Origin of the sequence: Nostoc sp. CmiVER01, from assembly GCF_034531135.2 — a bacterium.
Taxonomy (GTDB): domain Bacteria; phylum Cyanobacteriota; class Cyanobacteriia; order Cyanobacteriales; family Nostocaceae; genus Nostoc.
Map to the genome: position 1 here is coordinate 118,144 of NZ_JAVRBU020000008.1, position 14,046 is coordinate 132,189.

The 14,046-nt window shown below is 40.7% G+C and carries 12 protein-coding genes; 3 read left to right on the forward strand and 9 right to left on the reverse strand.

Going from position 1 to position 14,046, the window contains the following annotated elements; genetic code table 11:
- Positions 1–188: 188 nt before the first annotated feature.
- Positions 189–806 (reverse strand): hypothetical protein, encoded by a 618-nt coding sequence (locus RMZ43_RS15045; protein WP_322650668.1) that lies wholly within the window; start codon positions 804–806, stop codon positions 189–191.
- 732 nt (positions 807–1,538) lie between these two features.
- On the opposite strand from RMZ43_RS15045, the gene RMZ43_RS15050 reads away from it, so the two are divergent.
- Both RMZ43_RS15050 and RMZ43_RS15055 read left to right on the forward strand, forming a co-directional pair.
- Positions 1,539–2,069: a universal stress protein gene (locus RMZ43_RS15050; RefSeq protein WP_322650749.1), complete on the forward strand. Its 531-nt coding sequence runs from the start codon at positions 1,539–1,541 to the stop codon at positions 2,067–2,069.
- Between the two features lie 177 nt (positions 2,070–2,246).
- Positions 2,247–2,612 (forward strand): DOPA 4,5-dioxygenase family protein, encoded by a 366-nt coding sequence (locus RMZ43_RS15055; protein ID WP_322650669.1) that lies wholly within the window; start codon positions 2,247–2,249, stop codon positions 2,610–2,612.
- Positions 2,613–2,741: 129 nt separating this feature from the next.
- On the opposite strand, the gene RMZ43_RS15060 is transcribed toward RMZ43_RS15055, so the two are convergent.
- The 4 genes from RMZ43_RS15060 to RMZ43_RS15075 all read right to left on the reverse strand — a co-directional run bounded on the left by RMZ43_RS15060 (position 2,742) and on the right by RMZ43_RS15075 (position 7,241).
- The gene (locus tag RMZ43_RS15060; protein ID WP_322650670.1) at positions 2,742–3,047 is read right to left on the reverse strand and encodes a hypothetical protein; all 306 of its coding nucleotides are present in this window, start codon (positions 3,045–3,047) and stop codon (positions 2,742–2,744) included.
- A 653-nt stretch (positions 3,048–3,700) separates the two neighbouring features.
- Positions 3,701–4,297 (reverse strand): dephospho-CoA kinase, encoded by a 597-nt coding sequence (gene coaE / locus RMZ43_RS15065; protein ID WP_322650671.1) that lies wholly within the window; start codon positions 4,295–4,297, stop codon positions 3,701–3,703.
- Positions 4,298–4,322: 25 nt separating this feature from the next.
- Positions 4,323–5,960: a uroporphyrinogen-III C-methyltransferase gene (cobA, locus tag RMZ43_RS15070; protein ID WP_322653413.1), complete on the reverse strand. Its 1,638-nt coding sequence runs from the start codon at positions 5,958–5,960 to the stop codon at positions 4,323–4,325.
- A gap of 51 nt (positions 5,961–6,011) precedes the next feature.
- Positions 6,012–7,241 (reverse strand): tetratricopeptide repeat protein, encoded by a 1,230-nt coding sequence (locus RMZ43_RS15075; protein WP_322650673.1) that lies wholly within the window; start codon positions 7,239–7,241, stop codon positions 6,012–6,014.
- A gap of 508 nt (positions 7,242–7,749) precedes the next feature.
- Between RMZ43_RS15075 and RMZ43_RS15080 the strand changes: the two genes are divergently transcribed.
- Positions 7,750–8,604, forward strand: a complete 855-nt coding sequence (locus tag RMZ43_RS15080; protein ID WP_322650674.1) for a hypothetical protein — start codon at positions 7,750–7,752, stop codon at positions 8,602–8,604.
- Positions 8,605–8,872: 268 nt separating this feature from the next.
- Here RMZ43_RS15080 and RMZ43_RS15085 read toward each other — a convergent pair whose 3' ends face one another.
- The 4 genes from RMZ43_RS15085 to bchH all read right to left on the reverse strand — a co-directional run bounded on the left by RMZ43_RS15085 (position 8,873) and on the right by bchH (position 14,038).
- Positions 8,873–9,058 carry a type II toxin-antitoxin system HicA family toxin gene (locus RMZ43_RS15085; RefSeq protein WP_322650675.1) on the reverse strand — a complete coding sequence of 62 codons (186 nt, stop codon included), beginning with the start codon at positions 9,056–9,058 and terminating at the stop codon, positions 8,873–8,875.
- Positions 9,058–9,279, reverse strand: coding sequence for a type II toxin-antitoxin system HicB family antitoxin (locus tag RMZ43_RS15090; protein ID WP_322650676.1), 222 nt, complete (start codon positions 9,277–9,279; stop codon positions 9,058–9,060). Before RMZ43_RS15090 ends, RMZ43_RS15085 begins: the two co-directional genes overlap by 1 nt.
- Positions 9,280–9,386: 107 nt before the next feature.
- Positions 9,387–10,253, reverse strand: a complete 867-nt coding sequence (locus tag RMZ43_RS15095; protein WP_322653414.1) for a hypothetical protein — start codon at positions 10,251–10,253, stop codon at positions 9,387–9,389.
- Between the two features lie 59 nt (positions 10,254–10,312).
- The gene (gene bchH / locus RMZ43_RS15100; protein WP_322653415.1) at positions 10,313–14,038 is read right to left on the reverse strand and encodes a magnesium chelatase subunit H; all 3,726 of its coding nucleotides are present in this window, start codon (positions 14,036–14,038) and stop codon (positions 10,313–10,315) included.
- Between the last annotated feature and the right edge of the window lie 8 nt (positions 14,039–14,046).

Sequence of the window (14,046 nt, forward strand, 5' to 3'; positions counted from 1 at the left end):
CTTAATAATAAATAACTCTCTTTTCTCCCCTGCTTATCCAAACCGTATTGGGCGACTACCTAAAAAATTGAAGCAAGTATCCAAGTAATATGAGGCTATTTTGGCGATCGCTCTTCTACCCCCTGAACCGTTACCCCTAGCGCATAGAGAAACTCATACCTAGTGGAAATACTGAGCGAAATAAGCTACTAGCTACAATAAGCCAGATTGCTTAATCCGGGAGTATTTACTAAGTCAGTATTGGCTATCCAACCATTACCGGATAACTCTTGTGGGAAACTTCTGGAAAGGTCGATTTCTACCCAAATATAATTTTCAGATTTGTATGACTTAACTATATTACCTGTAACCAAGTTCACAAATACGATTGTGTTGGAATTAAGTGTTGTAATAAAAGCTCCTTTTGTACTTGGTTGACCACGTAGAGTTACAGGTTGTACAATTCGCCGACATGCACTGCCAATAGTCGGTTTAGTCCACACGTTTTGAGCGTTGTTATTTGTCTGACAAAACTTCAGCACACCAGTTTGAATAAACCCTGAAGTCGGAGATTTAATTCTGACAAATTTATCTCCACTAGCTGGTATATATGCTAAAGCAATCGTTGTTTTGGCTGGTAATATTCTGATAGCGTTAGATGATGTTGAAGGTTCTTTGAAAATTGCAGTATCTACTTTAGTTGCACGACAATTCGATTGTGAAGAATTGGAGAGAGTCTGCGCGATTTGAGCAAATACAGGTATATCCAGAGCAAACGTAGCAATCCCTACTAGAGTAAAAATATACAATAACTTCTGAAATCCCACGTTTTCTCCTCAATACCACTTACGAAAGACTGTACATTAGATTCGGAACTTATAAACTCTGAGGTTAGAAGAGCCTACAAAAATTATTTTTAACAATTAGACTATCATATAATGGCTTATTAATACTAATTAAAAACTACGCACAATCTATAGCAATCCGATTTAATTTTTGAATTACTATCTAGAGGTAAAGGATTGGGGACTGGGGACTGGGGACTGGGAAGAAGGAATAAGGGTGTACTGAGTTTTGTTCAAAAATCAAATATGAGTCATATATTAATACTGGAATGGAGAAATGAATATCCAAAATTTCTCTTGGCATAAAAGTTAAGGGAAAACATTCTTGACTTTTGAGTACCGCCTTTAACATACATAGAAAACGTATCGATTCTAAACTAAATTGATACCTATTTGATGACATGCCTTAGTAAAGTGGCAAATGCCGTGTGATATTTGTGGAAGCAAAGGTGTGAAAATCTATTCAAACTAAATACTGGCTAGCAATGTATTATATAGAACACAGCCTTTCCTGGTAATTAAAGATAAATGTCTTCTTCACAAGTTCCTCAACTTGTTTTGCTATAAACATAAATATAGGGCGAAAACCTTTAAGAAGTTTAAAATTCATAACTCACTAAACATAGTTGAGAGATTAGTCATTTTTGACAATCCAGCATTTGGAAACCAGAAACCGTAAAGACCATTTACCAATGAAATCGGAGGTCTATTATGATGTTTAAAAAGATTCTAGTTGCATTAGATCGCTCAGAAATAGGGCAACAGGTTTTTGAGGAAGCCTTGGGTTTAGCAAAGTTAACACAAGCTAGCTTAATGCTAGTGCATGTCTTGTCTCCCGAAGAAGAGGGTAGTCCTTATGTACCTATGCTGTCTAATTTTGACTACTATCCAGGATTAAGTAGTCAAAACTTTGAGTTATATCAAAAGCAGTGGGATACCTTTAAAAACTTAGGAATCCAAATGTTGCAATCTTTCTGCGCCCAAGCTAACGCAGCAGGTATAACTACGGAATTTACACAAAATATTGGTAATCCCGGTCGCATCATTTGTGATTTTGCTCATAGTTATGGCGCTGACCTAATTGTGATGGGGCGTCGAGGTCGTTCTGGGCTGATGGAGCTATTTCTCGGTAGTGTGAGTAACTATGTTCTTCACCATGCTCCTTGTACGGTACATGTTGTGCATCTTTCAGTTGCTCCTAAAACACATGAAGCTGTCAAAGAAACTAGTAGTAATATTGCATAAATCTGAGCAAGCTAAACTCTGAATTTGGTGTATTCTCGCCTACCTACTTCCTCCAATCTCCACAACCGATCCTTAACGAGATGGTATTAGGCTAAAATTAAGCGTAGACGTCGCTTTTTCAGTGAAAAAGAAAAAGTCGGCTAGCCAAAATTAGAGTTGAGAACGAAAAGTGGATCTATGGAAGAAGATATTATTGAGATCACTGGTTTTCATGCTCATGTTTACTTCGATCCCGCCAGTCGGGATGTAGCTGCGCGTGTACGTGATGGATTGGGAGCTAAGTTTGATGTGCAACTCGGACGCTGGTTTGACAAGCCCATCGGCCCCCACCCAAAAGGAATGTATCAAGTTGCTTTCTTACCGAATCAGTTTGATAAAGTTGTTCCCTGGTTAATGCTTAATCGTAAGGGATTGGATGTTCTCGTCCACCCTGAGACAGGCGATGCTGTGGCTGATCACGCAGTTCATTCTTTATGGTTAGGGGAAAAGCTGGATTTAAATATTGAGTTTCTTCGACAGCTTAATTCAACTTTATCTAATTAAAAAAATAGCTCATTTTATTGAGTAAAACTTTTGGCTGGGGCATAAAATTTTTTCTGTCGATCAATGTTAAAGAATATTAAACAGATTGGGGTTGAACAAAATTTAAATTATATATCTTGATTTTAATATTTAGTCAATCGTCACTTGCTTGAGTAAAGCTATCCACATATCGGACGGATCTGAGTAATAATCAACTTCCTCAACTTGATATTGATAAGATTCACAACCTTCTTGTAAAATAATGCGATCAGAGGGTTTAATGACTGTCCCGCTTCCAGTTATATATCCGATTGTTCCTTCATTGAGGCGCTCAAATACGTAGTCGCTTCCAGAAACTAGTCGGGTATAATCGTGTACTTTATGCTTCTGTTTTAATTCGTTTGCTGGAAAGTTAACTAGGGCTAACTTACTTAAAAAACTAAAACTTAAGTTCATACTTGTCCTGATCAAAGACATAAGTGAGTTTTCCCTAAGAAGAAATCTATAACGAAGAGTTCTGGACTCTAAGTGAATCTCGATTCCTTTCAATCACCAATTCAGAATGAACAGGTGAAAAACTAGTTAGGAATCAATCGCATTAACAGCTAGAAAGCCAATACATCACCCAATGTCTAATTAAGTGCCTGTACCCACAATTAGCAAAAAATAAATTACAAGCAGCTCGTTGACACGGTACTTAGAAAAATAATTGTAAATTAGGAGGGATAATTTTCAATTAAGTTTTCTTAAATCTTAATTATTAGTTATTAATATTTAATTCTTACTTAATGATATTTTTTGCTCAACAACCCTTTCAAATCATTCATGATTTTGTATATCTCAGGCAAAAATTAACTATTCATTACTTTATACCTTGAACTTTGAGTATGATTAGAATCACATGATCCAGAGATTTATAGCATTTATTTATTGATTAACCAATTAAACTTACATTACTATAAACCGCAGCTTCAACTGTAAAACCACCGAATTATTTTACAAATCTAGGTCAGATAGGAGTTTTTTTACTTAACTAAATAATATTTATTGTATAAACCTTTGATCTTTTGAGAATATATTCTATGTATATTTTTTAATATAAATAGTATTTAGTCCCTAGTTGTGGTTTTTAGAGCTATATCTACTTGCTTCAGTAGTACTTCTAGGGTGGAAGAGTTGTCTAAAACGACATCTGCATGAGCCACTTTTTCTTCAATAGATAATTGACTGTTGATCCGGGCTTGTGCCTGTTCTTTATTTAAATGGTTTCGTTGTATCAATCTTTGTAGCTGTTGCTCTTGTGAACAATACACTACCCAAACTTCTGTAACTAAATCAGTCATCCCAGCTTCAAATAAGAGAGGCACTACTAACACCAGTGTTTGTGAGCAAGATAAGGCGATCGCTTCCTCAAGGCGATCGCGCACATCTGGATGAATCAAATTGTCTATCCAGTTGCGTTCATCTTGACGATTAAAGATAATTTCACCTAGCTTTTGGCGGTTGAGGCTGCCATCTGGTAGTAAAATTTGTTCGCCGTAACGCCCTGCGATCGCATCAAGAATAGGTGAACCTAAAGATACTGTCTCTCTAGCACAAATATCCGCATCCAGAATTGGCAAGTTATAAGCGCTAGCTAAATAATTGGTGACAGTGGTTTTGCCTGTGGCAATACCCCCAGTTAAGCCGATTATACGTTTTGTCATTTGTCATTTTCCCCCTGCCCCTCATCTAATAATTTGTTGCCCATGCGATCAATGCTTGGGTTAAACCATCTAAAGTATATTCTTGGGCTTCTACGTCCACACGCTTGAATAAAAAATGACAGGTTTTGGAGGTTTGAGGCCCGATAGAGGCAATGCAAACGCCCTCTAAGAATTGGCTAGGATCAGAGTTGTTGGCAAATATCTTGTTAGTAAGTTGACAGAAGAATTGCACAGTTTTAGAACTGGCAAAAGTAATCACATCTATCTTGCGATTTTGGAGAGCTAACTGTGCCTCTGGTGGAATACCACTAGGACAACAAGATTGATATGCGGCAACTTCTATTACCTTTGCTCCCTTAAGAGTTAATTCCTTAACTAAAATTTCTCTGCCGCCGCTTTCAACTCTGGGAAATAAAACCTTTTTACCATGCAGATCCTCTGGGAAATTTTCTACTAAAGAATCGGCAATAAAATTGGGGGGAATAAAATCTGCTTGAAGAGAGTGTTGTTTTAGACAATGGGCTGTTTTCTCACCAACGACGGCAATTTTAACGCCTGCTAGGGCCCGGCTATCTTTACCTTGGGCGTTTAGCCTTTCAAAAAAGTAGTCTATGGCATTGGTAGAAGTAAGAATTAACCAATCGAAGTCAGATAAATAAGCGATCGCATTATCCAAAGCTTCCCAACAGGAGGGCGGGCCGATTTCTAAGGTAGGCATTTCGATTACTGTTGCACCTAATGCGATGAGGCGATCGCTAAATTGGCTCGATTGTCCAACTGAACGTGTTACCAAGATTGTTTTGCCACTGAGAGGAAGAGGAGATGAGGAGAAGTTACTTAACATAGGTTTGGGTATAAAAATACTCTCGTTCACAGCCGGAACCTGGGAATGTCTTTCTCCAGGCTCTTGCCTGATAATTTCGTCTAAATATATATTCTCAGGTTGTAAGTACTTCCGTAGCCCAACAACTTCCCCAATAACAATTACTGCTGGAGAAACGGATAATTCGGTGGTTTGTTCTACAATATTGCCCAGTTGCGCTGTCCAAATTTGTTGACGAGGAGTTCCTGCCCAACGAATGATAGCAATGGGTGTTAAGTGCGATCGCCCGTGTCGCACTAGTTGATGTACGATTTCTGGAAGATGTCGTCCTCCCATCAAAATTACTAATGTCTCTAGCCGTGAGAGTGCTTCCCAGTCTAAAACTTCTGGTTCATGAGCTGTAAGCACTGCAAAAGTGCGACTTAACACCGGATCTGTAAGAGGAATTCCTGCTAACAAAGGTGCTGCAAGGGCTGAGGAAATTCCTGGTACTAGTTCAAAATCACAACCAGATGCTTTTAGGGCTTCAATTTCGGAAGTGCAACGCCCAAAAATCAACGGATCGCCTGATTTGAGCCGTATAACTTGTTTCCCTTGCTGGCAATGCTTTACCAGTAACTTGTTAATCTGAGCTTGGGTTGTACTGGGTTTTCCTCCGCGTTTCCCAACATCCAACTTCAAACAATCAGGTGGTACGCACTGCAATAATTGAGCATCTACCAAGGCATCGTAAACTAAAACCTGAGCAGCAGCTAAGAGATTGTAAGCTTTTACCGTTAGGTATGCCACATCTCCAGGCCCAGCACCTACGAGGTAGACTTTACCCTTTTCTTGAGTCATTTGTCATTTGTCATTAGTTTTTCTCCCTCTGCCTCTCCTGCTCTTACTGCTTCAATTCGTTCGGATATTCATTTTTTCGATTAGCAGATCGATTTGCTCAACCATTTCCTTGTTTTCCTCGGCTTGGAATAACTCTCTGGCTTTTTTGAGATTAACGATCGCTTCTTCTAGCTGTTGTTCTCTTCCCAAAGCGATCCCCAGATTATAGTAAGTGAATGCATCATTGGGTACAAGACTAATGGCTTTTTTGTAATGTGCGATCGCTTCTTGGGGTTTACCTTGATCATCCATCGCATTTCCCAAACCCGTATAAGCTTGTGCATGTTTGGGATCGAGGCGAATCGCTTCGCTATAGCCGGCGATTGCTTCTGTTAGCTTGCCTTGAGCGTAAAAAGCGCTGGCTAAATTATAGTGAGCGTCTGCATAGTTGGGAGCGAAGCTTATGGCTTTTTTATAATGTGTGATCGCTTCTTCTAGTTTTCCTTGAGCGTAAAAAGTATTTCCCAAGGCGTTGTAACCTGCGGGATTTTTGGGATCAAGGCGAATGGCTGCTGTATATTCGGCGATTGCCTCGGCTGGCTTTCCTTGAGCATACAAGGCGTTCCCTAAGTAATAGTGAGCCTCTGCATACTTGGGATCAAAGCTAATGGATTTTTTGTACTGAGTAATTGCTTCTGCTAGCTCACCTTGATCGTACAGAGCATTTCCCAGACGCGTGTAAGTTGGCGCATAATTGGGTTTGAGGCGAATAGCTGCTGTATATTCGGTGGCTGCTTCTGTTAGCTTGCCTTGAGCATAGAGAGCATTTCCTAAGTTATAGTGAGCGTCTGCATAGTTGGCATCAAGGCTGATAGCTTTTTTATATTGTGCGATCGCAGCTTCTAACTGATTGAGTCTTGCTAAAGTTAAACCTAAATTGAAGTATGCTCCAGGGTTTTTCGGATCGAGGCTAATGGCTTTTTTGTAATGTGCGATCGCTTCTTGTGGTTTACCTTGATCGTCAAGAGTATTTGCCAAAGCAATATAAGCTTGGGCAAAGTTCGGTTCTAGTTCAATTGCTTTCCGAAAAGCCGCCTCTGCTCCTTTGAAATCTCCTTGTTTGTAAAGATTGGTTCCTTGCTCAAAGTAAGCAACTGCATTTTTGTTTTTAGCAACTGCTGCTTGATTTAAGTCTGGAATTTTTGATAAAACAACGCCAACATCTTTACCAAAGGTAGTATTTCCATTACTCAAACACAAGCAGATAATAGTTGCTACCAATAGATTCTTGTTTTCCAGCATTTTTATAAAGCTCTCGGTAAGCGTAAAACTCAGCGTGTTCAGACCTAATATATGAGGTTGGGTTGAACTTTAGTGTTACCCAACAAAGCCTTGATAATGTTGGGTTACCCTGCGGGATCTTGCTACGTTCCTCAACCCAACCTACACTAGTTTTATTTTTTAGCCTTAACCCAAGCGTATTGGCTTACACCAGAAATTGCAACTCGCTAACAGAGCCATAATTGACTAGATTAAGTTTTATTTTGTTCAATAATGTAATTGTACTGGATTAACTCTATAATACGTGTCTAAAGAACAGATTGCTTTCTTTTACGTAATATTACTTGAAATCTAACCGAGAAAAACTCTTGGAGAGTTCTCAAGTAATTATTCACTCTCTCTAAAACAAAATTGTCGAAATCCTTGATTTCTCTTTGAGCAGTATGGGGGAGTGTCAACAGTTACGCTTTCTTCAAGGTCTTGAAGTACTGAATGAGAATTTATCCTATACTCTAACCACGGTTAAATTATGAGCATTGCAAAGTTTCCGAGATTCATTCAACCCTTGGTAACTATTCCAATGGTAGGGCTGACTACCTTCTCAATTATTTGTTTAACGCACGACTCGGCATTGGCAGGCCCAGATACCTCAAGTCCCTGGGCGATTATTCAAAATACTTTTTCCTGGGCACGTTGGGCACCTGCTCCCTTTCTGCGCTGGGATTTCTATAACGATCTTGACAATCGCGTGCAATTAGTTGGCGATCCAACAACTAAAAGTGCGGTTTACTTCTTGAAATCAGATGGTAGTGTCGGCTATCGCAACGTTGACCAAAATATCAACGAAACCTTCCCTGGTATCACTGCCAAGCAAATCGCAGTCGGCCAATCTGGTCGCTTATGGGCAATTACCACTGATGGGCGCTGGGCACGTTGGGCACCTGCTCCCTTTCTGCGCTGGGATATCTATAACGATCTTGACAATCGCGTGCAATTAGTTGGTGATCCTTTGTCGGAGGGTGGAATTTATTTCCGCAAATCGAACGGTAGTGTCGGCTATCGCAACGTTGACCAAAATATCAACAAAACCTTTCCTGGTATCACTGCCAAGCAAATCGCAGTCGGCCAATCTGGTCGCTTATGGGCGATTACCACTGATGGGCGCTGGGCACGTTGGGCACCTGCTCCCTTTCTGCGCTGGGATATCTATAACGATCTTGACAATCGCGTGCAATTAGTTGGCGATCCTCAATCTGAAGGCGGAATTTATTTCCGCAAATCTGATGGTAGTGTAGGCTATCGCAACGTTGACCAAAATATCAACAGAACCTACCCTGGTATTGGTAAGACCACCGATCTGACGGTTTCTGACCCCGAGTTGTAAACCTCGTCTAGGTTGAAATTCGTAGTTTTTCCTCATCAGATTTCAGTAGTTTTTCCTCATCAGATTTCAAATGATATCATGTCCGCTTGATTAGTTACTAAACCCCAAGAACCCTACCCCGCCGAAGCTACGCTTCGTCTCCCTGCCCCTAATCTCCAGAGGGGGCCCTGAGTTCCCCGCTTTTCGAGAGGGGCTGGGGCTGGGGTGCAATGACTATGGTTAGTATAACTAATTATGCGGATATGATATTACCCATACCACAACAACACTAGGGCGGGGAAATCTCCAAATCTTTGCAAATTTTGATAGCTAAAATATCAACAATCTCAGTATGTCTTGGAACTGCCGAGGTTCTGTTGTTTGATGGATTGTAATAAATCGTATGCTTTCCACCCTCTCGAAGAAACAAACAGCCGTTCTTTTCCAAATGGCGAATCAATTCACGTCTTTTCACTATAATTTGACAGTAATCTGTTCGCGGACGACATCTTTACCGGAAATTTGTTGCTCTGCGAGTTCCCGATTTGATATTAAAATTAACTCTATCGCTTCCCGTAGACTTTCTCTAGCTTCTTCCAGAGTTCTCTCTTGGACATTTGCACCAGGTAACTCTTGAACGTAACCAATATACCAATCATGTATCTTTTCATATATAGCAGTAAAAGAATTTTCCATATAATTTGCTCTTGAATGTTACGAGATATTAAATGCTGACGTACACCTTAAAGACAAAACCTAGCCTCATTTACTTTACGGGTTTTGCTAGCTTGTTTTTTAGCGGCTTATTGATTTACCCAATTAGTGCATTCCAAAATTGAATTTTCGACCCTATATTCTCTACCAAGCTTGATCAATCCTCGCTCTAATTTATTTTTTGCAAGGGGATTGTGTAGTAACACAAAATCATCTCCAAACTCCTGTGGACGATTGAGAGCGTCTACACATGAATATAGCACTGCACTTATCCTATCATACTGATTATTCAGGAAAATATCTGTTGAAACTGAAGAACCAGCTACTTTTTTTACTTGATCTTGATGCTGATAAAGTCGGTCTACAACTTCATGTTTTTCAACATTTATTATTAGACTTTCATTGCCAAAAGGAAGGACACTACGAATAATTCTGGGAATCTCACTTTCACGTCTAGCAGATGGTATCGCACTGCCATTGATTGCGATAATGTAACAATCATTTGGCTTAACTATTTTATTTAATAGGTATTTTTGGTACTTTGTGTTGTATTTTTCTTCAATAGCTGAACGATAACGTAGTTTAATCTGATCATCAGGAACTCGTCTAGTAGTTCGATCTTGCAGCTCTGTAACAGCGTCATCTTTTTCACCTGCTTTTGGTGCTACTGCTTCAATCCAAATATCTACCTCTTCTTTTGATATACGTATATCTGGCCCTTTATCATCTGAAGTAATTGAAAATCCTTTTGCAATCAATGAACACATCAAGTACATTTCCCATATACGTTGCTTAAAATTTTTTCTACTTTCCAATAAAAAATGTCTATCTGCATATGGTTGATACTGTAACCACATTTCTTCAATAAATTCTTTATCTTGTGAAAATCTTGGTTCATCTCTAATAACATTGTATTCGTTGTCTTTAGCAGCTTCATGACAAAAGAACGAAGTCATATATTTTTTAGTTCAACAATTAAGTAAAATGCATTAACAATGCCTAACTACCCAACTCACTAAACCGTCACACCCTCCAACTCCTCATCTGTCAACTCATATAATTGCCGTAATTTATCTAACTTATCTGCATCAGCTTCCCAGAAACCCCGCCCATGCGCTTCTAACATTCTCCCTAAAATATTGCGAAAAGCTTCAGGATTTACCTTGCGTAATTTCTCCGCCATCTCTGCATCTAAAGCATAAGTATCAGCCGCTTGATCATAAACCCAATCATCGGTAAAATCGGCAGTACCACCCCAACCAATCAACGCCGTCATCCGTTGGGAAATTTCAAACGCACCACCAGAACCTTGATTCGCCATCGCTTGCGCCCATTTGGGATTTACCAACTTAGTGCGGTACTCCATTCGCAGCAAATTATCTAAATTGCGCGGTGTAGTATCCTTCGAGAAACTTTCTACAAAACTGGTTGTAACCTTCTTACCGCCTTGTTTTTCTGCTGCCTTTTTCAAACCGCCAGTATTGGCGTAATATTCTTGAATATCAGTTAAACCATATTCTACCGAATCGATTTCTTGAACAATGCGATCGCTAGTTTTTAACAAAGTATTCAAAACTTCCGGTCTAGCTTGACCTTTATCTTCTCTCCCGTAGCTGAATACATTGCGACTTTGCCAAGTATTGCCTAACTCCTCACCAGATTCCCAGTTACCATCAACCACGCGATCGTTCACCAAAGAACCAAAATCACCCGCCGGATTGGAAAACAATCTCGCCGATGCATTCTCTACACCTTGGGCTTTTAAAACCAAAGCATGTCTTCTAATAAAATTTTGATCATCCGGTTCATCAGCATCAGCCGCCCGTTGAAATAAATCATCCAACAATTCGATGATATTTACAAAACTATCCCGGAAAATTCCAGACAAATTACCTAACACATCAATGCGGGGATGTCCAACCTTAGCCAACGGCTTCAACTCATAACGAACAATTCTACCAGTCCCTTCCTTAACAGGTTCAGCCCCCACCAACTCCAAAAGAATCCCCAAAGATTCACCCTTAGTTTTAATCGCATCCAATCCCCAAAGCATCACCGCCACCGTTTCTGGATACTTCCCATATTCATCCAAATGCTGCGCGATAATTTTTTGACCAATTTCTCGCCCTCGTTCATACGCCGCAGGCGAAGGCATCCGATAAGGATCTAAAGCATGAATATTCCTCCCCGTAGGCAAAACCCCAGCCCCATCCCTTAACAAATCCCCCCCAGGCGCAGGCGGAATATACTCCCCATTCAAACCCCTCAACAAATTCGTCAACTCATCCGTAGACTGCATCAACAAATCTGTAATTAGCTTTTCCTCCTCTTGGCGTCCTTGGCGTCTTGGCGGTAGCCTGCGGCAAGCCGAAGCGTCTACGTCTCCAAAATAAGCTTCCAAATACGCCCCCAACTCCTCCTCACTCGGCTTTTCCCCCAAAGTATGCAACCCCGAAGAAAACAACCGATTTTCTAAAACCTGCAAATATTCATACAACTCCACCAAATAATCATCAAAAGCATGACCGCTAAACATCCGCACATTTTCCGGCGTAAACGCAATCCCCAACTTCCTCGCATCCTCAAATGGGCAATCTGCATCCAACCCAGAGTCGACAATTTTTTTACAAATCCCTTCCTTCAGCACATAATTCTTTTGCGGATCTTCCCGATACTCCGAAATCAAATCACGCAACGCCACCAATTCCTTATATAAACCTGCACGCCCATAAGGCGGTACATTATGAGAAATCAACACACCATAACCGCGACGTTTCGCCAACATCGATTCAGAGGGATTATTCGCCGCATATATATATAGATTAGGCAAATTTCCTAACAGAATATCCGACCAAGAATAACCCGTATTCCCCAATGGAGAACCAGGCAACCATTCCACCGTTCCATGCATTCCAAAGTGAACTACAGCATCAGCTTGAAACTCATTTTGCAACCATTTATAATAAGCAGCATATTGGGGATGTGGCGTTAAATCTCGTTCAAACATTAAACGCATCGGGTCGCCTTGTATCCCCAAAGGTGGTTGTACACCTATCCATACATTTCCTAATTGCACACCGCCAATCTGGAATTCGTCGCCATAAGTTTTAATACCAGTTCCTGTGAGAGATTTCCATTGTTTTTCGATGCGGGAAGTTTGCAGATATCCCAACCATTTTTCTAAGGTACGGGCGTTAACAGACACGGGAATATTTTTTGTATCATCAATTTCATCCGCTTCTTTTACCCAGCGAATCAATTCTTCCCCATCTTCGGGTAAATCTCCAACGGTATAACCTTGTTCTTTGAGTGCATGGAGAAACTTCAGCAAACTACGCGGTACATTTAATAATGCAGCTGTACCCACAGCACCATAACCAGGAGGAAAACCATATAAAATAATCGCAATCTTGCGTTCTGATGCAGGCTTTTGCCGCAAAGCCACCCAAGTTTTTACCCTACCAATTAATCGCTCCACCCGTTCGGGAACCAGATAAATATTTTCACCCACCAAACCACCAAGGGGAACGGTATCAATAGCCCCATCTAATTCTGGTAATGCATACAACACGACGCTTTGCAATCCGCCGACACCTTGGCGTGTCCACGAGGAAATATCTTGAATTAATAGTGGTGCAGCAACAATATAAGGTACATTTTTGGCACTGAGAATGCGCTTTGCTACTTCTACTTGACGACCAGCTTCCATTGAACCAGCCGGGCCACCCACGAGAGGAAAGCCAATTGTTGAAGCGATCGCATCTACTTTTACTGCTTCACTTGATAGTGAGGGAGTTTCTATATTACCTAGTTGTCGTTGCTGAATTTCATAGTCGGTTGTCATTAAATCTCGTACCGCCACATGTCCTTCTACGCCGTTGATGAAGATGGGTAAAGGAGTTAAGCCGGCTTTTTCAAAACTGCGAATCAGTTGGGGAATGTATGGTTGTTTGGTGATGACGTGTTTGCGGTAGAGGAGAATTCCTACAATTGGGGAGTGGAAAGTGGGGAGTGGGGAGTGGGAATTAGCCATGTTCCCTATTCCCCATTCCCTATTCCCTACTCCCCTCTTCTGATACCATTCCAGGTATGCTTTTGGTGATTCAAAAAACCCTTGATAGTCGGGGTGGAGTAATCCGATGTTGGGGGTTTCAATTAGCGGGGGAATGTCGCCGATTTTTAAATTTAAATATTTTTCTGCTAGTGTCCAAAATAATGAAGCGACGTTTTCTGGGCCGCCTGCATTCCAATAACCATAGATAATTAACCAGTTGCGTAAGTCTTGGACTTTTTGCACTGGGACGTATTTCAGTAGTTTGGGGCCAATTTTTAAGAAGCTGATGTAGCCAGCAAGTTTGTCTTCTTCTCGTCCGTTGCTAAATTTGTCAAGGATGAATTTAACTGGTTTTGGCATTCCTTTGGGTTTGTCGCCAATGGCAAAGTCACCCAGCTTGGTTAAACTCATTAATTCTAAGGCTGACTCGAAAACTAGGCGAATGGGAATTTGGGCAATGCGATCGCGTAACCACACAACTTGGTCATAATCAAATAGGAGGCTACCGAAAAACACATCAGCGCCATCAAGTGCTGCTTCTACCTCAGTGCGTTTGTTGGTAAGATCGCGATCGCTAAATACCCGAATATCCAACTCAGGACAGCGAGAGTTAGCCAAAAAGGCTGCTTTTCTATACAAATCAGCGTTGAACGATTCAAACCCAGCAACCAAGACGATGCGTTTCATGCCTGTAA